Annotated in this window: 16 protein-coding genes, 2 tRNA genes and 1 other RNA gene; 13 read left to right on the top strand and 6 right to left on the bottom strand. The window is 73.3% G+C overall.

All coding sequences use genetic code 11. The features are described 5' to 3' along the window. From dnaX to ffs, 4 genes are all read right to left on the bottom strand, one after another. Positions 1 to 1,253, bottom strand: a 1,253-nt coding sequence (gene dnaX / locus VNL12_RS09785) for a DNA polymerase III subunit gamma/tau (protein ID WP_325594009.1), incomplete at its 3' end; no start/stop codon positions are given. Positions 1,254 to 1,317: 64 nt separating this feature from the next. Next, the gene (locus VNL12_RS09780) at positions 1,318 to 2,082 is read right to left on the bottom strand and encodes an acyltransferase family protein (protein ID WP_325594007.1); all 765 of its coding nucleotides are present in this window, start codon (positions 2,080 to 2,082) and stop codon (positions 1,318 to 1,320) included. Between the two features lie 15 nt (positions 2,083 to 2,097). Continuing rightward, a complete protein-coding gene (locus tag VNL12_RS09775; RefSeq protein ID WP_325594005.1) occupies positions 2,098 to 2,265 on the bottom strand; it encodes a hypothetical protein in 168 nt (55 codons plus the stop codon). Between the two features lie 400 nt (positions 2,266 to 2,665). Further along, positions 2,666 to 2,764: signal recognition particle sRNA small type (gene ffs / locus VNL12_RS09770), an RNA gene on the bottom strand. Positions 2,765 to 2,893: 129 nt separating this feature from the next. Here ffs and VNL12_RS09765 point away from each other — a divergent pair. Further along, positions 2,894 to 2,978 (top strand) — tRNA-Ser (locus VNL12_RS09765). An 85-nt stretch (positions 2,979 to 3,063) separates the two neighbouring features. On the opposite strand, the gene VNL12_RS09760 is transcribed toward VNL12_RS09765, so the two are convergent. Then, positions 3,064 to 3,207 (bottom strand): hypothetical protein, encoded by a 144-nt coding sequence (locus tag VNL12_RS09760; RefSeq protein WP_325594003.1) that lies wholly within the window; start codon positions 3,205 to 3,207, stop codon positions 3,064 to 3,066. 397 nt (positions 3,208 to 3,604) lie between these two features. Between VNL12_RS09760 and VNL12_RS09755 the strand changes: the two genes are divergently transcribed. After that, positions 3,605 to 7,429, top strand: a complete 3,825-nt coding sequence (locus VNL12_RS09755; protein WP_325594002.1) for a S8 family serine peptidase — start codon at positions 3,605 to 3,607, stop codon at positions 7,427 to 7,429. A 75-nt stretch (positions 7,430 to 7,504) separates the two neighbouring features. On the opposite strand, the gene VNL12_RS09750 is transcribed toward VNL12_RS09755, so the two are convergent. Beyond that, positions 7,505 to 8,068: a hypothetical protein gene (locus VNL12_RS09750; protein ID WP_325594000.1), complete on the bottom strand. Its 564-nt coding sequence runs from the start codon at positions 8,066 to 8,068 to the stop codon at positions 7,505 to 7,507. A 136-nt stretch (positions 8,069 to 8,204) separates the two neighbouring features. Between VNL12_RS09750 and VNL12_RS09745 the strand changes: the two genes are divergently transcribed. From VNL12_RS09745 to VNL12_RS09695, 11 genes are all read left to right on the top strand, one after another. Then, positions 8,205 to 9,545, top strand: a complete 1,341-nt coding sequence (locus VNL12_RS09745; protein WP_325593998.1) for a sensor histidine kinase — start codon at positions 8,205 to 8,207, stop codon at positions 9,543 to 9,545. Continuing rightward, positions 9,545 to 10,195, top strand: coding sequence for a response regulator transcription factor (locus VNL12_RS09740; RefSeq protein WP_325593996.1), 651 nt, complete (start codon positions 9,545 to 9,547; stop codon positions 10,193 to 10,195). The genes VNL12_RS09745 and VNL12_RS09740 overlap by 1 nt, the downstream gene beginning before the upstream one ends. Then, positions 10,192 to 11,022, top strand: a complete 831-nt coding sequence (locus VNL12_RS09735; RefSeq protein WP_325593994.1) for a hypothetical protein — start codon at positions 10,192 to 10,194, stop codon at positions 11,020 to 11,022. Before VNL12_RS09740 ends, VNL12_RS09735 begins: the two co-directional genes overlap by 4 nt. A 240-nt stretch (positions 11,023 to 11,262) precedes the next feature. After that, positions 11,263 to 12,036 carry an ABC transporter ATP-binding protein gene (locus VNL12_RS09730; protein ID WP_325593992.1) on the top strand — a complete coding sequence of 258 codons (774 nt, stop codon included), beginning with the start codon at positions 11,263 to 11,265 and terminating at the stop codon, positions 12,034 to 12,036. 91 nt (positions 12,037 to 12,127) lie between these two features. Beyond that, the gene (locus tag VNL12_RS09725; protein WP_325593990.1) at positions 12,128 to 14,659 is read left to right on the top strand and encodes an ABC transporter permease; all 2,532 of its coding nucleotides are present in this window, start codon (positions 12,128 to 12,130) and stop codon (positions 14,657 to 14,659) included. A 189-nt stretch (positions 14,660 to 14,848) separates the two neighbouring features. Further along, a complete protein-coding gene (locus VNL12_RS09720) occupies positions 14,849 to 15,034 on the top strand; it encodes a hypothetical protein (protein ID WP_325593988.1) in 186 nt (61 codons plus the stop codon). 84 nt (positions 15,035 to 15,118) lie between these two features. Further along, complete coding sequence (locus VNL12_RS09715; RefSeq protein ID WP_325593986.1) at positions 15,119 to 15,697, top strand: nucleoside deaminase; 579 nt, start codon at positions 15,119 to 15,121, stop codon at positions 15,695 to 15,697. A 64-nt stretch (positions 15,698 to 15,761) separates the two neighbouring features. After that, on the top strand, positions 15,762 to 16,406 hold the full coding sequence (locus VNL12_RS09710) for a hypothetical protein (RefSeq protein ID WP_325593985.1): 645 nt from the start codon (positions 15,762 to 15,764) through the stop codon (positions 16,404 to 16,406). A 31-nt stretch (positions 16,407 to 16,437) separates the two neighbouring features. Beyond that, a tRNA-Ser gene (locus VNL12_RS09705) sits at positions 16,438 to 16,524 on the top strand. 59 nt (positions 16,525 to 16,583) lie between these two features. Further along, positions 16,584 to 17,030, top strand: coding sequence for a hypothetical protein (locus VNL12_RS09700; RefSeq protein WP_325593983.1), 447 nt, complete (start codon positions 16,584 to 16,586; stop codon positions 17,028 to 17,030). Between the two features lie 119 nt (positions 17,031 to 17,149). Further along, positions 17,150 to 19,093, top strand: a complete 1,944-nt coding sequence (locus VNL12_RS09695) for an ABC transporter ATP-binding protein (RefSeq protein ID WP_325593981.1) — start codon at positions 17,150 to 17,152, stop codon at positions 19,091 to 19,093. Positions 19,094 to 19,155 lie beyond the last annotated feature (62 nt).

Raw genomic sequence — 19,155 nt, 5'->3', positions numbered from 1 at the left:
CGGGCCGCCTCGCGGCCCTGCGGTGCGCCGGGCGCGGGCGCCGGGGCGCTCGACGGGCCGGTTGCGTCCGAGGGAGCGGAAGGTGCCGTCGGGAGCTCCGGCCCGTCGCCGCCGGTCGGAGCGGCCGGGCTCGCCGGGCTCGCACCACGCTCGAGGCGTTCGAGGCGGGCGACGAGGTCGTCGAGGGCCGCACCCCCGCCCTCACCCGACGAGGCCGACGCCGTGCGGGTCAGCCGCACGAGCGCCACCTCGAGGGGGATGCGGGGGTCGGGCGCCTGGCGCATGGCCAGCAGCGCCTCGCCCACCTCCTCCAGGGCTCGGGTCACCGATCGGTCGGTGACCCGCTCGGCCCACCCGGCGACCCGGGCGAGGGCTGCGTCGGAGAGGTGACCCAGCGGTCCGCCCATGCGGTGCAGGAACACGTCGCGCAGGTGGGCGAGCAGCGCCTCGCCCAGCACGCGAGGGTCGCGTCCGGCGATGGTGGCGGTGGCGACGGCGGAGAGGGCCGCCGAGGTATCGACCGCCACCACGGCATCGGCCAAGGCCTCGGCGTGGTCGCCGTCGGTGCTGACCCCGCCGGCCGCAGCCTGGTCAAGGGCGGAGAGGGTGTCGCGGGCCGAGCCGCCGCCGGCGCGCAGCACGTGCTCGATGGCTGCGTCGTCCACGTCGAGCCCGGCGTCGTCGATGACCCAGCGGACGTGGTCGGCCAGCTCGTCGGCGGGCAGCAGGTGGAACTCGAAGTGCTGCGTGCGGCTCCGGATGGTGGGCAGCACCTTCTGGGGGTCGGTGGTGGCCAGTACGAACACGACGTGGTCGGGTGGCTCTTCCAGCGTCTTCAACAGGGCGTTGGACGCCCCGGTCGAGAGCATGTGGACCTCGTCGAGGATGTACACCTTGGTGCGCCCCGGGCTGCCGAGGGCGACGCTCTCGATGAGCGACCGCACGTCGTCGACCTTGCTCTTGCTGGCGGCGTCGAGCTCCTGGAGGTCATAGGAGGTGCCGGCCTGCATCGCCACGCAGGCCTCGCAGACCCCGCACGGCTCGCCGCCTGAGAGGTTCTCGCAGTTCAAGGCCTTGGCCAGGATGCGGGCGGTGGAGGTCTTGCCCGTGCCACGGGGTCCGCTGAAGAGGTAGGCGTGGCCCACCCGGCTCTCGGCCACCGCCGTGCGCAGGGCGCTGACGACGTGGTCCTGCCCGCGCACCTCGGCGAACCGCTGGGGTCGGTAGCGGCGGTAGAGAGACTGGTGGGCCATCGCCGGCGATGCTATCGACCGTCGCCGGACTCCCGTCCCGGCACCGGGACACCTCGGCCTGGGCTCATGCCGCGGGGCTGGTGAGGGTCGACCCGGTCGAGCGGGCCACCGTCGTCATCGACCCGACCCAACGCTTCGACAGGCGGCGGACGGGCTGCTCGACGAGCACGTAGCTGAGGGCGGCCATCACCAGCGAGAGCCCGAGGGTGGCCAGCAAGAGGGGGACGTGGGTGCCGGTGCGGCCCTGGAACCCGAGCACGCGGTCGAGCACGCTCAGCACGGCCACGTGCCAGAGGTAGAGCCCGTAGGAGAGCTCGCCCAGCCAGCGCAGCGCCACGCCGCCGAGGACCCGGTGGTAGCGCGACGTGTCGTCTGGGCGCAGGACGGCCGGCAGCACGACGACGACGACGAACGTGATCGACAGGAAGCTGTACCAGGCCGCACCCTCGGTCGACGCCACCCCGACGAGGCCCAGGGGCAACCCCACCTGGGTGATCAGCCAGTAGAGAGCGAGGGCGGCGGCGACGCAGATCCACGGGCGACGGGCCAGGGCGATCAGGGTCGGGTAGGGCGCCTCGCGGTTGAAGGCCCAGGCGAAGGCACCGCCGATGAGGAGCGCGGCGATCACGACCGGCGTCGCCGAGGCCACCGCCGCGGCCCAGTCACCATCGCGGGCGACGCCGCTGGCGATGGTCACCACCACCAGTGCGGCGGGAAGCCCACAGAGCACGATGCCCTGCACCCGCCGTCGGGCGGCGACGGTGCTCCCGCGCCCGGCCAGCAGGTACATCCCCGCCACGAGCACCGGCGCCACGACGTAGAAGACCATGTCGACCGCGAGGGATCAGGCCACGAACAACCCTCGGGGGAAGTACCCGTCACGCAACAAGTAGGTCAGGCTCAGCATCTGCGGCCACTCCTCAGCGCTGAACCGGTCGATGCCGAAGATCACGACGGCGCAGATCAGGATGAACCAGTAGGTCGGGTACACGCGGATCGACCGCTGGGCCACGAAGCGGAGGATCGGGGGCCGGGGCCGGCCCTCCTGGTGGGTGCGCAGGGGGGCGGAGGATCAAGTAGCCCGACATCCAGAAGAACATGACCAGCCCGGTGAGGCCCGTCGGCGTCAGCCACTCGCCCACCCAACCGGGCCGCGACGACAAGGTGGTGACGGAGCCGACGTGGGTCGCGACCACGGCGACGGCGGCCAGGCCCCGCAGCCCGGCGAGGGCGGGCAGGCCGTGGCGCGGGGGGCGGGGGATGCGCAAGCCGGCGACAGTGCGGGACAGGCGCGGCGCAGGCCGGGCCACCGGGGGCTCCGGCGCCGCTCCGGCGTGCTCCGCGTCCACCACCGTCGGCCTCCCGCACCTGTGGCCCGGTCGGACGGGCTCGAAGGACCCGTCCCCGCAGGTGGCGGCCAGGTGATCTGCGGCACACCGCACAGTCCGCTGAGAGCTGCTGCCTTCCGGCCCTGACTCGGTTCACGGCGTGCAGTTGCACAGGACCCGGCCGCCCCTGCGAGGACGGGCGAGGCCGTCAGGGTAGCGCCTGGTCGCACGGACGTCACCGCCGCCCCATCCGCTGGCCCCGGCCCCAGGGTCGCGGCCTATCCTGGCGGTGCATTCCGTCCCTCGGGACGTGGAGGGGTGCGAGAGCGGCCGAATCGGCACGCTTGGAAAGCGTGTGTGGGGAAACTCACCGTGGGTTCGAATCCCACCCTCTCCGCTGACATCTGGACCCGCCGCGGCCGGGATCGGTCCCTACCCCCGCACGACGGCGGGGGGCTCGGTGTCTGCCTCGATGGGAACGGTCAGCTGTCGTCCTGGAGGAGGGTCGGCGGCCCACCCGGCGAACCAATGAGTAGGCCTGGGACCTCACGGTGGTCGCAGGGGAGCTCATCATCTCCGAGGCGACCAAGCTTGTCGAACGCGGTGGCGATGTCGAAGGCGTCCACGGCTCGCTCGTCCTCGCCCGGAGCTGGACAGTCCGCCCGGCCATTGCGCCCTCGGCGATCATCGTGGTCGAGGATGCGGGCAGCGGACAGGACGAACCGCTGCCGCTGACGGGTGATCGTCGCACACCTTGACAAGTGGGTCTATGGTGCCTGACGTCACTGCTGAGGGCGGACCGGCAGTACCCCCCGCAACCCCGCTCCAAACGCCACGGGAGGCATCCATGAGGAGCCGTGTCATCCACCTCACGGTCGCGGCCACGCGACCCTTGCGACCACGGTGGTGGCGTCCTCGCCCCCTGCGGGTGCGGTGCCATCGAGCCGGGCGGCCGACGGACTGAGCGCCACCCCGCTCGCCCCGAGCGACCGGGTCCAGGGGTCCAAGGCGCCCGCGAGCCGCGTGGCCGAGAGCGACGCCGACCTGCTGGCCCGCACCGACACCACCCCGGTGCCGGTGATGGTGAAGCTCGACTACGACGCCATCGCCAGCTACTCCGGCGGCGTCCGCGACATCCCCGCCACGAGCCCCAGCACGACCGGGCGCTCCCTCACCACCAGGGCGGCGACCGAGAGCCGCTACGCCCTCGAGGTCGCGCGGCGCGAGACCGCGATCACCGACGCCATCGCCGCCACGGTGCCCGAGGCCCGCATCGGCCGCAGCCTCCGCGTCGTCTACGGCGGGGTCACTGCCACGGTGCCCGCCAACCGGGCCCGCGACCTCCTGTCGGTGCCCGGCGTCGTCGCCGTCCACGCCGATGAGCTGCGCCAGCTCCTGACCGACTCGAGCAACGAGTTCATCGGCTCGCCGGCGGTCTGGGACGAGGTCGGCGGTCGGGCCACCGCCGGTGAGGGCATCCTCTTCGGCAGCCTTGACAGCGGGCTGTGGCCCGAGCACCCGTCGTTCGCCGACAACCCCGACCTGCCGGCGGCGCCCCCGCGCCCCGACGGCAACGCCCTCGAGTGCGACTACGGCGACAACCCGCTCACCGAGGCCGTCGACGTCCACGAGTGCGGCAACAAGCTCGTCGGGGGTCGGGCCTTCATCGACCAGTACCTCGCCCAGGCCGGCCTGCCCGAGGAGACCTACCCGGACTCGGCCCGCGACAGCAACGGCCACGGCACCCACACCGCGACCACCTCCGCCGGTGGCGTGGTCGACGAGGCCGAGGTGTTCGGCATCGACCGGGGCCCGATCTCCGGCGTCGCGCCGGGCGCCTCGGTGATGGGTTACAAGGTCTGCGGTGCCCTCGGCTGCTACACGTCGGACACGACCGCGGCGGTCGAGGCCGCCATCCTCGACGGCGTCGACGTCATCAACTACTCGATCTCCGGTGGGGTCGACCCCTTCGCCGACCCCACCGAGCTGGCCTTCCTCGACGCCTACGCGGCCGGCATCTACGTGGCGACCTCGGCCGGCAACTCGGGGCCGACCGCCGCCACCGCCAACCACCTCTCGCCCTGGGTCACCTCCGTGGCGGCCTCGACCCAGACCCGCGAGTTCGGCTCGACGCTGACCCTCACAGCCGACGGCGGCGCCACCTTCACCGCCGAGGGCGTCTCGATCGGGTCGGGCCTAACCGGGGACGCACCCGTCGAGCTGGCCACCGAGGTCGAGGGCTACACCGACGTCCAGTGCGCCACCGAGCCCCCGAGCGACACCACCTTCGAGGGCCTGATCGTCGGCTGCGAGCGCGGCAACCCTGCCGGGCGCGTGGCCTCGGGGTACAACGCCTTCCTCGGCGGGGCCGCCGGCGTCGTGCTCTACAACCCGACCCTCGCGGATGTCGAGACCGACAACCACTGGCTGCCGGTCGTGCACCTCGCCGACGGCACCGAGTTCACCGCCTTCATGGCGGCCAACGACGAGGTCACCGGGTCGTTCACCGCCGGCGAGCCCCGCGACGGGGCGGGCGACGTCATGGCCAACTTCTCTTCGCGCGGCCCCGCCGGCGCCTTCGTCAAGCCCGACATCACCGCCCCCGGCGTGCAGATCCTCGCCGGCCACACGCCCACGCCCGAGAGCATCGTCGTGGGCCCTCCCGGTGAGTACTTCCAGGCCATCGCGGGCACGTCGATGTCGGCGCCGCACGTGGCCGGCTCGGGCATCTTGCTGCTCGCCGATCACCCCGAGTGGACCCCCGGGCAGGTGCGGTCCGCCCTGATGACCACCTCCACCACCGACGTGGTCAAGGAGGACCTCGAGACCCCGGCCGACCCGTTCGACATGGGCGCCGGTCGCATCGACCTGGCCGCCGCCAAAGACCCTGGCCTCACGCTCGACGAGACGGCGCGCGACTTCCTGGACCTCACGAACGACCCCACCACGTCGATCGACCTGAACCTCCCGTCGCTCAACGCACCGCTGATGCCGGGCCGGGTGACCACCACCCGCACGGTGACCAACGTGAGCGCCAGCACCGCGACCTACGCGGTGTCGACCTCCGCTGGGGACGGCAGCGCGATCGACGTGAGCCCGAGCCGCTTCACCATCCCCGCCGGCGCCTCGAAGGCGCTGACGATCACCATCCAGTCGGCGAACACCGACGGCCAGGAGTTCGGTGAGATCCGCCTCCGCGCCAACGGCCGCGCACCGCTGCACCTGCCCGTGGCCTTCGCCCCTCGTCAGGGCGGCGCCACCGTCACCAGCGACTGCGATCCCGCCGACGTCGAGGTCGGCGCGACGAGCGCCTGCACCGTCACCGCCACCAACGACGGCTTCGGCCCGACCACCGTCGGCGGCACGACGACGGTCAACGACCGCCTGCGGGTGGCCACGGCCGGCGCACCGGCTGAGGTCACCGACAACCGCACCGCCACCCTGCCCCCCACCGAGCTGTCGGGCCGAGAGCCCGGCACCCCCAGCCTCGAGCCGCTCGGCGTCGCGGGGTACCTGCCCCTCGACTCCTTCGGCGTGGCACCCAACCCGGTCGGCGACGAGGAGGCTCTCGACTTCGACCTCGCCGAGCCGTTCCTCTACAACGGCATCCCGTACGACCGGATCGGTGTCACCACCAACGGTTACCTGATCGCGGGCGGGAGCGCCGGGAGCACCGACATCGTCTGCTGCCCGCCCCAGGTCCTGCCCGACATCGCCCCGCCCAACAACGTGATCGCCCCGTTCTGGAGCGACCTCACCGGCGAGGGCGCCCCCGGCATCGTCGTGGCCACGCTCACCGACGACGAGACCGGCGACTCGTGGGCGGTCATCGAGTGGCAGCTCAACGCCTTCGGCACCGACGAGCGCAAGACGTTCCAGGTGTGGCTCGGCATGAACGCCGCGCAGGACGTCGAGCTCACCTATCCGTCCGATGACCTCCCGGACCTCACGGGTCTCAGTGAGGACCTTGTGATCGGGGCCGAGAACGAGAACGGCACCGGCGGTGAGTCGCGGGTTCAGACCCCGCCAACTGTCCCCGACGGGGAGGAGTCGGCCGACCTCGCGGTCGTCAGCACCGACCCGACGCCCGGCGACTCGCTCAGCTACACCGTCGAGGTCACCGGCTACGCCGGCGGGCCGGGGGAGGTCCGCACCGAGCTCGCCGCCACGGGCGTCCCGGGGACCACGGTGGTCACCTCGCCGGTCGCCGTCATCGGCCCCGCCCTGGGGGAGGTCGAGGCGTTCGTCGAGCGGGCCTACCAGGACCTCGCCGGGCGCCGAGCCGATCCGGGCGGGCTGGCGTACTGGTCCGACCGGATCCGCGCCGGCACCATCACCCGGGCCGGCTTCGCCCTCCGGCTGGCGCGAGGCGACCACTGGCTGGGCGAGGTGGTCGACGAGCGCTACCGCCAGATCGTCGGCTTCGACCCCGACCCCGACGGGCGGGCCTTCTGGATCTCCCACCTCCGGGCGGGCGGGTCCGAGCGGCTGCTCGCGGCCCAGCTGGTGGGCTCCCCGGCGTTCTTCGACCGGGCCAACCGCGAGGTGCCGGCCTTCGTCGATGAGACGTTCCTGGCCCTGATCGGGCGGTTGCCTGAGCCAGCCGGCCGCGACTACTGGATCGGCCGGGTCGACGACGGCCTTTCGCGGTCCCGCGTCGGCTCGATCATCTTCTCGCTCCGAGAGGTGCGCGAGCGCCGGGCCCGGGACCTCTCAGTGTTGCTGCTGCGCCGGCCGCCGAGCGGCGGGGAGCTCTCCTCCTGGGCGGCCCAGCTGCGCACCGGCACCGACCTGAACCTCACCGCCACGATCGTCGGCAGCGACGCCTACTTCGATGGCGGCGGCTGACCACCGGACCTCGGCGGCTCCGGGACGTCGATCCCGGGGCCGTCGGCGACGGGCCTCGACGGGACGATGCCGGCGTCAGCCGCGGTCGCGGGTGACGGCGTGGCGCAGGGCGGGGACGAGGGCGATGGCGCACTCCTCGAGGGCCAGCTGCTCCTGGTCGCGGATCAACGTGGCCCGGAACGGACCCGCGTAGGCCAGGCCGAGGGCGCTGAACACGAGGCCCAAGGGGTAGAGCGCAGGGGTACCGGTGAGGACGTAGGCGACGAACCCCGCCAGGGCCGCCACCTCGGCCGCCGCCACCCGGCCCAGGAAGCGGCTCCGCCACGACCCGGCCAGGACCAGCTCGTCGGAGCAGTCGAGCCGCAGCGGCAGGAAGCGGACCGCGAGCAGCCCCAGCACGCCGACCCCGGCGACAGCGGCCGCCGCGACCCACGGCGACACCGAGCCGTCGGCCCGATCGGCGTCGGCGGCGAGCACCCCCACCACCACGCCCACCACCAGCAGGCCCGAGCAGACGGCGAGGAAGGTCATCCGCAGTGCGACCAGCCCGTCCGGGCGGCCGTCGCGGTGCCCGGGTCGCCACCCCGGGTCGTCGCCGAGGCGGAACGGGTCCTTGGGGTCGTCATCCTGCGCCGGCACGAGGGGATCTTGGCCGGTGTGGCCCGGTGCAGTCGATCCCGGGCCGGGGGACAACCCCACCCTCGGGACAACCCCACCCTCGCGGCACCGGGGGACAGGATGGCCCCTCACCGGCCGTCTCCGTAGGTTGGGTGCGGTGACCTCTGTCGCTTCCTTCCCCGAACGGGTGAGCGCGCCGCGGCTGGTGCTGCGGGGACTGACGGCGCCGGTCGCCCCCCGCACGCTGGTGGCTCTGGTGCACGTCGTCGTCGACCTGTTCTCGGCCGTGGTGACCGCCACGCCTCTCATCGGGCTCGTCGTGGTCACCGTGTCGACGTTGCCGATCCTGCCGGTCTCCGCGGTCTCCCTGGCCGTGCTCCTGGCCGGGTCCCGGCTGGTCGGCCACGTCGAGCGCTTCCGGCTCGCGGCGCTGACGGGCGTGGAGATCACCAGCCCCCACCGGCGGCGTGACGGGCCGTGGCACCGGCGGGTGTTCGGCTGGCTGCGCTCGAGCGCCACATGGAAGGAGCTGGGCTACCACCTGGTGCACCTCCCGAAGGCGGTGATCTTCTTCGCCATCACCGTGGCCACCTGGGCGCTGGGCCTGGCCCTCACGCTCCTGCCGCTCTACATCTCGCGAGCCCCCTCCGAGCGCGCCGCCCTGGCATGGTGGGATGTCGCGCCGGGGACCGAGGCCCTCGCCGCCGGCCTGCTCGGACTGGTCGTGCTGTTCACCGCCCCGTGGGTGACCCGCGGACTCAGCCGCCTCTCCCTGGGGATGGCCGAAGGTCTCCTCGGTGGCGGCGAGGCCGACGTGCTGCGCCAGAGGGTCGACACCCTCGAGGCCAGCCGGGCCGACGTGGTCGACGCCGCCGAGGCCGAGCGCCGGCGCATCGAGCGCGACCTCCACGACGGCGCCCAGCAGCGCCTCGTCGCCCTCGCCATGGGCCTGGGGCTGGCCAAGGAGAAGATGGAGTCTGACCCCGACGCGGCCAAGGCCCTCGTCGAGGAGGCCCACCGTGAGGCCAAGAGCGCCCTGGTCGAGCTCCGCGACCTGACCCGGGGCCTGCACCCGCCCGTGCTCACGGACCGGGGCCTCCGAGCGGCGGTGGCCGGCCTCGCGTCCCGGGCCCCGGTGCCGGTCGACATCGATGTCCGCATCGAGCGCCGGGCACCGCCGTCGATCGAGGGCATCGCCTACTTCGTCATCTCCGAGACGCTCACCAACGTGGCGCGCCACAGCGGTGCCCATCGGGCCCGCGTGGTGGTGGCCGACACCGGCTCGTCGCTCGTCGTGGAGGTGAGCGACGACGGCATCGGTGGCGCCCACGCCGAGCGGGGCTCGGGCCTCCGCGGCCTCGCCGATCGGGCCCACGCCGTCGATGGCGCGTTCCGGGTCACCAGCCCCCCTGGCGGACCCACGACCGTGCGCGCCGAGCTGCCCCTGCCCGCCGCGACGCGGACCGCTCCCCCTCCTGCCCCCGAAGGAACGTCCTGATGCGCATCGTGATCGTCGAGGACTCGGTCCTGCTCCGCGAGGGCCTGATCCGCCTGCTCGTCGATGCCGGCGAGGAGGTCGTCGGCACCGCCGGCGACGCCGAGGAGGCCATGGTCGTCGTCGAGGCGGAGCAGCCCGACATCGTCGTGACCGACGTCCGGATGCCCCCGGATCACACCGACGAGGGTCTACGGGCCGCCATCGAGATCCGTCGTCGCTGGCCCGCCACCTCGGTCCTCGTGCTGTCGCAGTGGGTCGAGGAGCGCTACGCCACCGAGCTGCTCGCAGGCTCGACCGTCGGCGTCGGCTACCTGCTCAAGGACCGGGTGGCCGACGTGCGCGACTTCGTCGACGCCGTGCGCCGGGTGGGCGAGGGCGGCACCGCCCTCGACCCCGACGTCGTCTCCCAGCTGCTCGCCACGAGCCGGCACCGCAGCCCGCTCGAGGCTCTCACCCCCCGTGAGACCGAGGTGCTCAAGCTCATGGCCGAGGGCCGCAGCAACCGGGCCATCGCCCACGTGCTCGTCGTGTCCGACGGCGCCGTCGAGAAGCACGTGTCGAACATCTTCATGAAGCTCGATCTGCCCATCGCCGAGGTCGACCACCGCCGGGTGCTGGCCGTGCTCCGCTACCTGGAGGCGGCGCCGTGACCGCTCCAACCTCGGCAACGCCGACCAATCCGGCGCGACCGCTCACTCCGGCGCGCGCCGGTCGTCACCCGGTGGTGCGGCGCCTGGTCCTGGGCCTCGGCGGGATCCTGACCGTGATCGTCATCGGACTCGCCGCCGTGTCGGGCGCCAGTCTCCTCGTCCGCGGCACCGAGGACGCCACCCGCACGCTCGAGGGCCGCGTCGAGCGGGTCGTCGTCCGGGTCGACGGATCGGTGACCGTCGAGGGCGGCGGGCCCACCGACCGCGCCGACGTCGTACGACGGTCGAACTTCGGCTTCGCCCGGCCGGAGGTGACCCAGAGCCTCGTCGACGGGCTCCTCACCGTCCGGGTCCGCTGCAACGGTTGGTCGGTGACCTGCCACAGCCGGGTGACGGTCACCGTGCCCTCCTCCGCGGCGGTCGACGTCGGCGCCGGGCGCATCGTGGTGTCCGACGTCGAAGGCCGCGTCGACGTCGAGAGCGACGGCGGCTCGGTCGAGCTCGTCGACCTCGACGGTCCGATCGACGCCCGCGTCGGCGGCGGGTCGATCATCGCCGAGCGCCTCGGCAGTGACGACGTGCGGACCACTGCTGGCGCCGGGGCCATCGAGCTGTCGTTCCGCGACGCCCCCGAGGTGGTCGAGGCCGACGCCGGAGCCGGACACGTCGAAGTCGTCGTCCCCTCCGGGAGCGGCTCCTACCTGGTCGACGCCCGCTCCGGTGCGGGCGGCACCGACGTCGCGGTGGCCACCGACCCGACCAGCCCCCGGCGGATCCGAGCCCACGCCGGGGCCGGCGGCGTCGAGATCCGCTACGGCCCCGCGTAGCCGACGGCTTCACCATCCGGGAACTGGTAGGTGGTCTGGGGGCTCCCCGCACTCAGGAGGCCGACCAGTTCGATCCTCGCCGACGGGTCCAGCCCGTGGGAACCGACGGTGGGGTGGGGCTGTCCCCACCCCGGGGCGGAGGGTGGCCACCGCGTCGCTCCGGTGGCGTGCGCCATCGCCGGCGCGGCCCGAGAGGCAGACGATGGGGGCACACCGCAGGACCCGTCCCGAGGAGGACCCGTGCCCACCATCTCCCCCACCCGACCCGATGTCTCGGCCCCGCCGAGCTCCACTGCCGCGGTCCGAGCCTTCGGCGTCAGCAAGGTCTACGGCACCGGCCCGGCTGCGGTCGCCGCCCTCGACGACGTCACCGTCGGCGTCACCGCCGCCACGTTCGTCGCGGTGATGGGACCCTCCGGCTCGGGCAAGTCCACCCTGCTCCACTGCCTCGCCGGGCTCGACTCGGTGAGCGGTGGTTCGGTCGAGATCGCCGGCACCGACCTCTCGACGCTGAGCGACCGCCAGCTCACCCACCTGCGGCGCGATCGCATCGGCTTCGTGTTCCAGTCGTTCAACCTGGTGCCGACCCTCACCGCCGAGGAGAACATGACCCTCCCTGCGCTGCTCGCCGGGCGCAAGGTCGACCCGGCCTGGATGGCCGAGGTCGTGGGTCGCGTCGGCCTGGCCGACCGCTTGGAGCACAAGCCCTCGGAGCTCTCCGGCGGCCAACAGCAGCGCGTCGCGGTCGCCCGGGCCCTTCTCGCCCGGCCCGACGTCACCTTCGCCGATGAGCCCACCGGCAACCTCGACTCCCGCTCGGGGAGCGAGGTACTCGGCTTCTTGCGCCGGGCCGTCGACACCCTCGGCCAGACCGTCGTCATGGTGACCCACGACCCCGTCGCCGCCGGCTACGCGGATCGCGCCCTGTTCCTCGCCGACGGCCACCTCGTCGACGAGATGCTCGAGCCCACCGCGGCCTCCGTCCTCGACCGGATGAAGCGCTTCGGCGACTGACAGCCCACCGCTCGCCGGGCCGCCCCGGCCGACCGCACCACCCACACCACGCGCCGCGATCACGCGGGGCATCACCCGAGGAGTCCCTCCCATGTTGCGCATCTCGCTCCGCACCCTGCGGGCCCACGCCCGCCGCTTCACCTCCACCGTGCTCGCCGTCGCCATCGGCGTCGCCTTCCTGGCCGGCGTCCTCGTGCAGGTCGACACGTTCCAACGGTCCTTCGACGACATGTTCACGACCGGCACCGCCGGCACCGACGCCGCCGTCCGCGCCGCCAGCTCGGTCGAGCTCGGCTTCGGCGACTCCGCCCGGGGCGAGATCGACGCCTCGCTGGCCGAGTCCATCGCCGCCGTCGACGGTGTCGAGGCCGTCGCCCCGGTGCGGGTCGGCACGGCCCAGATCGAGGCCGCCGACGGCAACGTCATCGGCGGCGGCGGTCCGCCCCAGCTCGGGTCGGAGTGGATCGGCGTGGCCGAGCTGAACCCGTGGGACATCACCGACGGGCGGCCGCCCGACGGGCCCGAGGAGATCGTCATCGACGCCGCCTCGGCCCGCCAGGGCGACCTCTCGGTCGGCGACGCCACCCGCGTGTTCGTCCCCGAGCCGGTCGAGGTCAAGGTCGTCGGCGTGGCGCGGTACGGCACCGCGGACTCCTCGGGCCCCCTCACCCAGGCCATCTTCAGCACCGAGGGCGCCGACGCCCACCTCGGGGGCACCGAGGGCACGGTCGACAGCTTCGTCGTCGCCGCCCAACCCGGCGTGACCCAGGCCGAGGTCGTGCGCGCCCTGCGGGCCGAGCTGCCTGAGAGCGTCGAGGCCATCACCGGTGACGCCCTCACCGAGGAGTCCCAGCAGATCGGACGCGACTTCGTCAGCATCCTCCGCCCCGCGCTGCTGGCGTTCGCCCTCATCGCCCTCGTGGTGGGGGCCTTCAGCATCTACAACACCTTCGCCATCGTCGTGGCCCAGCGAACCCGCGATGCGGCGCTGCTGCGGGCTCTCGGGGCGTCGCGCCGCCAGGTCATCGGGTCCACCCTGATCGAGGCCGGGGTCGTCGGGCTGGTGGGGGCGGCGCTCGGGCTGCTGGCCGGAATCGGCCTGGCGGCGGCGATGACCGCCCTGCTCGCCGGCTTCACCGGCATGGGTTCGACCAGCTTGGTGATCAGCGCGGTGACCGTGGCCGCCGCTCTGGGGGTCGGTGTCGGGGTCACCGTCGTGGCCGCCCTGCTGCCCGCCCGGCGGGCATCGCGCGTCCCGCCCGTCGCCGCCCTCCGCGAGATCGCCATCGACGGTGGCCGGGTCGGGCGCGTGCGCACCGCGGTCGGCCTGGCCGTCGCGATCCTGGGTGCCGGGCTCGGCCTCGACGCCGCCTTGAGCGGCTCGGGCGCCACCCAGGCCGGCACCGGGGCCACCCTCCTGCTGGTGGCCGCCATCGTGTTGGCGCCGAGCGCAGCCGGGCCGCTCGTCCGGATGCTGGGAGCGCCCCTGGTCCGCCTCCGGGGCGTCACCGGGCTGATGGCCCGGCGCAACGCCGTGCGCAACCCGCGGCGCACCGGCAGCACCGCCACCGCGCTCATCATCGGCGTCGCCGTGGTGGCCCTGTTCACCGTGGTCGGCGCGTCGATCCAGGCGTCGCTCGACACGGTCGTCGACGAGCAGATCGCCGGCGACGTGGTCGTCCAGGGCGCAGATCCCGACGGCTTCGTCGGCCTGGCCCCGAGCCTGCAGGATGCGTTGGCCGATCTGCCCGAGGTGGAGACGGCGGTCGGCCTGGGCGCCATGCCCGCCGCCCTCGACGGCGAGGACGAGTTCGTCAGCTTCGCCAACGCTGCCGACCTCGACGAGGTGGTCGACCTCGACATCCGCAGCGGTGACCCGACCACGTTCGGCATCGGTCAGATCGCAGTGTCGACCGGCTACGCCGAGGACAACGGGCTGGCCCTGGGCGACACGGTGCCGGTCCGCTACATCGACGGGGTCACCGAGGACCTCTCGGTCGGGCTGGTCTACGGCACCACCACGCTCGCCGGACCGACGTTCGTCGATGTCGAGACGGTGGCGCCCCACGCTCCCCAGGTGGGCCCGAACATCATGCTCCTGAAGGCGACCGACGGGGTGGGTCCCGACCGGCTCGACGCCATTGCTCAGGACGCGGCGGCGGACTGGCCGGGCGTGTCGATCCAGACCCGGGCCGAGTTCGCCGAGACCCAGGGCCGCAGCATCGACCAGATGCTGATGCTGATCTACGGGCTGCTCGCCCTCTCCATCGGCATCGCCCTGATGGGCATCGCCAACACCATCGCCCTCTCGACCATCGAGCGCCGCCACGAGCTCGGCCTCCTCCGGGCCGTCGGCCAGACCCGGCGCCAGGTGCGGTCGATGGTGCGCTGGGAGGCGGTGATGGTCTCCTCGATCGGCACCCTCGCCGGCCTGGCCGTCGGGGTCAGCGCAGCGTGGATGGTGCTCAAGGCCGGAGAGGGCGACTTCAACCAGATCGCCGTCCCGGGCGCCACGCTGGCGGTCATCGCCCTGGTGGGCGCGGCGGCAGGCGTCCTGGCCTCGGCCCGGCCCGCCGCCCGGGCGGCGCGGACCGACGTGCTCACCGCCATCGCCGGCGGCTAGATCGGATGGACCACCCGCTCGCCGACGGAAGGTGCTGCTGCTCGCCGCCGCGGCACGCCGGCGCGAAGAGGTTGTCACCACCGTCGCCGCCATCCTCGCCGAGGTCGTCCGGGGTCGACCGGCCGACGCGGCCGTCTTCTCGGTCCTGCGGCGGGAGAGGGTCGGTGTCCGCTCCGTCGACGCTGAGAGGTGGCGATCCGCGCCGGTCACCTCCTCGAGGCCGTCGGGGCGGGGTCGGAGCTGGCCGTCGATGCGTTCCTCGTCGCGGCGGCCGACCTCGCCGGCGACGCGGTGATCGCCACGGTCGACACCGAGGACATCGGTCGACTGGACGAGCGTTGCCCCGCGGTCGAGGTCGTCTCGATCAGCGCCTGAACCCGGGCCGATCTCCGGCCACGATCCGCACCGCCCGCTCGTCGAGGCCGGCCGAGACGGTGGCAGATCGACCGTCGACGGGACATGACGGCCGCCGTCGACCTCCGCTCGACCGCAGGGTCGGGCCGCCCGTCGATCGTCCCGGTACGGTCGGCCGCCGTGACCCCCGACGAGGACCCGGCCGTTCCGGGCCCGGAGCCCGTCGTGCTCCTGTCCGATCATGAGCTCATGGGCCTCGCCCTCGACGAGGCTCGGGCCGCCGGTGAGGCCGGCGAGGTGCCGGTGGGCGCGATCGTCGTGGTCAAGGGTCGGGTCGTCGCCCGGCGCGGCAACGAGCGCGAGCGCACCGGGGATCCCACCGCCCACGCCGAGGTGCTGGCCCTGCGCGACGCGGCGGCCGTGCTCGGCGACCGGCGCCTGCGGGCCGCGACCCTGGTGGTGACGCTCGAGCCCTGTCCGATGTGCGCCGGCGCAGCGTGGGCCGCCCAGGTCGGGCGCCTGGTCTTCGGCGCCGCCGACCCTCGCGCCGGTGCGACCGGGTCGCTCTACAACCTCGCCGTCGACGTGCGACTCAACCACACCTCGGAGGTGACCGCCGGCATCCGCGCCGACGAGGCCGCCGCGCTGCTCGGCGCCTTCTTCGCGACCCGGCGCACCCTCTGAGCCGCTGGCGACGAGGACAACGGCGGCCCATCCCACGCCCTGTGACCCCCCCGGACGGGGCGGGTTGAGCCGCACCCGTTACCTCCTCGGCACCGCCGCCATCGTCGTCCTGGGTCTCGGGCTCGTGTCGCTTCTTGGGGTCGTCTTCGGGCGCGAGGGGGCGGTTCGCGACCCCGAGCGCCGGGTTCGGTTCTCCTTCGACGGCGGTGCCCCCGGTATGCCCCGCGGCCTCGACGTGGTCTCCGGCGGGCTCGCGATCCGCGACGGCCGGCTCGTGGCCACCGAGGCCAAGCCCGACGCCCCCGCCCTCGCCCTCGCCGAACACACCAGACACGAAGGCCGCATCCTGGTGACCGCGGCCGGTCCGACGGCGGGCTGGGGGCTGATCCTCCGCGCCGAAGGCGCGGAGCGGTACTGGTTCGCCGCCGTGCCACCGGCCGGGGGCCCCCTCGAGATCGGCTACACGTCCGACGGGGAGGCGACCGTCGTCAGCCGGGCCCGGGCGACCGTCCCCGACGGAGCCGGTGTCGACGTCCGGTTCGACGCCAACCGGATCGACGTCCGGGTCGACGGGAACCTCGTCGTCTCGGCTCGCGGGCGGTGGATCGCCGGCCGCCAGGTCGGGCTCCGTAGCACCGCCCCCGGCGTGGCGTGGGACGACCTCGAGATCGGCCCACGCCCACGTCCGGTGGTGCGCTCCGACGGCTGAAGGCCACGCCCAAGCGGCTAGCGTTGTTGGTGGAGGGTTGCCAGAGCGGACGAATGGGACGGTCTCGAAAACCGTTGTGGTGTCACAGCCACCGTGGGTTCAAATCCCACACCCTCCGCTCCGAGACCCGGCCCCGCACACGGGCGCGGGCTGTTCGCCTGCGAGAGAGGACCGGTCATGTTGCGAAGAGGCCGCCTGACTGCTGTCCTCCTCGCGGGCGGGGTGTTCCTCGCCTCCTGCGGCGGGGATGAAGCCGCCGACCCGGGACCCTCCGTGTTCTGCCAGGAGGTCGCCACCGTGCAGGAGCGCCTGGCCGAGCTCCGCGACGTCCGGCTGGCCTCCGACGACGACGTCCCACAGGTCAAGACCGAGGTCCTCTCCTTCGTCGACAGCTTCGAGGCGATGCTGGGCGCGGCGCCCGAGGAGATCGAAGGTGAGGCCGCATCACTGAGCACCTCGACCGAGAAGATACGGACCCGCGTCGAGGGGGCGTCCACCGCCCTCGAGCTGGGCACCGAGCTGCCCGGCATGCTGGCGCTGCTCGGCGGTGGCGGCGAATCCGGGGAGCTCGGCGGCGACACTCAACGGATCGTCTCGTTCACCCAAGAGGAGTGCGGCGACTGATCGGCCCGCCGGGAGCGGCCACCGGCTCGGGCCCGAAGGGCGCTAGGACCCATCGCGTCGGGGCAGGACGCCCGTAGCCTGATCCGGCCATGCGCCAGGGACCTTCCATCCTCTGGGGGATGTCCCGCTCCGATCCGTCCGCGATCAGCGGGGCCCACCTCGACTCGGGTCTCATTCGGCGCGTCTGGGCCTTCGCCCACCCCTACCGCACCCGGACGGGCTGGTTCCTCGGCGTGATCGTCGTGGAGGCGCTCCTCGGCCTGGCCACGCCGCTGCTCATCAAGCGCATCGTCGACGACGCCCTGCCCCAGACCAACGGGGGCGGTGCGGCCGACAGCCGGCTGCTCACCCTCTGCGCACTGGGCATGGCCCTCGCCGCCTTCGCCATCGCCGGGTTCTCGCTCGTCGAGCGGTGGCTGTCATCCACCATCGGCGAAGGCCTGATCTACGACCTGCGCGCCGCGCTGTTCGACCACGTGCAGCAGATGCCAGTGGCCTTCTTCACCCGCACCCAGACCGGGGCGCTCATCTCCCGGCTCAACAACGACGTCATCGGCGCCCAGCGCGCCGTCACCCAGACCCTCGGCTCGGTGGTCTCCAACATCATCGTCCTGGGCACCACCCTCACGGCCATGGCGCTGCTCGAGTGGCGCCTCACGCTGATCAGCCTCGTGCTGCTCCCCGTCTTCGTCCTCCCGGCCAAGCGCATCGGCCGCCGCCTGCAGTCGATCACCCGCGAGTCGTTCGACCTCAACGCCTCGATGAACACCACCATGACCGAGCGCTTCAACGTCTCGGGGGCCACGCTGGTGAAGCTCTTCGGGCGCGCTGACCACGAGAGCGCGGGGTTCACCCAGCGGGCGGCCCGGGTGCGCGACATCGGCGTGCGCTCGGCGATGTACAGCCGCACGTTCCTCACCGCCCTCACGCTGGTCGGAGCGGTCGGCACCGCCGTGATCTACCTGCTGGGCGGGCGCCTCGTGATCTCCGGCGCCATGTCGCTCGGCACCCTGATCGCCCTCGGCGTCTTCGTGGCCCAGATCTACGCCCCGCTCACCCAGCTCTCCAACGCACGGGTCGACCTCATGACCGCCTTCGTGTCCTTCGACCGGGTCTTCGAGGTCCTCGACGCGCCCCGCGCCGTCGACGACCGCCCGGGCGCCATCGACCTCGAAGAACCCCGCGGGCGCGTCGAGCTCGACCACCTCAGCTTCCGGTACCCGGCGGCGTCCACCGTGTCGATCGCCTCGCTCGAGGCCGAGGCCGGCCTGGCCCTCAACGACCAGGCCTCCCAGGAGATCCTCCACGACCTGGTCCTCACCATCGAGCCCGGTCAGACCGTCGCCCTCGTCGGCCCGTCCGGGGCCGGCAAGAGCACGCTGGCCAGCCTGGTGCCGCGCCTCTACGACGTCACCGGCGGGGCGGTGCGGGTCGATGGCACCGACGTGCGGGACCTCACCCAGGACACCCTGCGCGCGGCCATCGGCGTGGTGACCCAGGACCCGCACCTGTTCCACGAGTCCATCGCCGAGAACCTCCGCTACGCCCGGCCCGGCGCCACCGACGCGGAGCTGATCGACGCGTGCCGGGCGGCGCGCATCCACGACGCCATCGCCTCGCTCCCGGACGGGTACGCCACCATCGTGGGCGAGCGGGGCTACCGCATGTCGGGCGGTGAGAAGCAGCGCCTCGCCATTGCCCGCATGCTCTTGAAGGACCCGCGCATCGTCATCCTCGACGAGGCCACCAGCCACCTCGACACCGAGAACGAGGCCGCGATCCAAGACGCCCTCGCCCACGCCCTGGCGGGCCGCACCGCTCTCGTCATCGCCCACCGCCTCTCGACCATCGTCGACGCCGACCTCATCGTCGTGCTCGAGAACGGCCACATCGTCGAGCGGGGCCGCCACTCGTCGCTCCTCGCCGTCGATGGCCTCTACGCGGACCTCTACCGGGCCCTTCTCCGGGGGGAGGCCCCGACCTCGCCTCGCGTGGCCGACGCTGCCACCCCGGACGCCGCCGCCGGCCCGACCGGGGATCTGCTGCCGGTCACCCAGGTCTGACCGCCGGCACCAGCACCGGCGCCGCCGAGGGGGCTCACGGGCGAACCCGGTTGCCGTGACGG

Source organism: Iamia sp. (genome assembly GCF_035575815.1).
Classification (GTDB): Bacteria; Actinomycetota; Acidimicrobiia; order Acidimicrobiales; family Iamiaceae; genus Iamia.
Note: the sequence above shows the minus strand (reverse complement) of the source record. Positions and strands in the feature narration are given on the sequence as shown.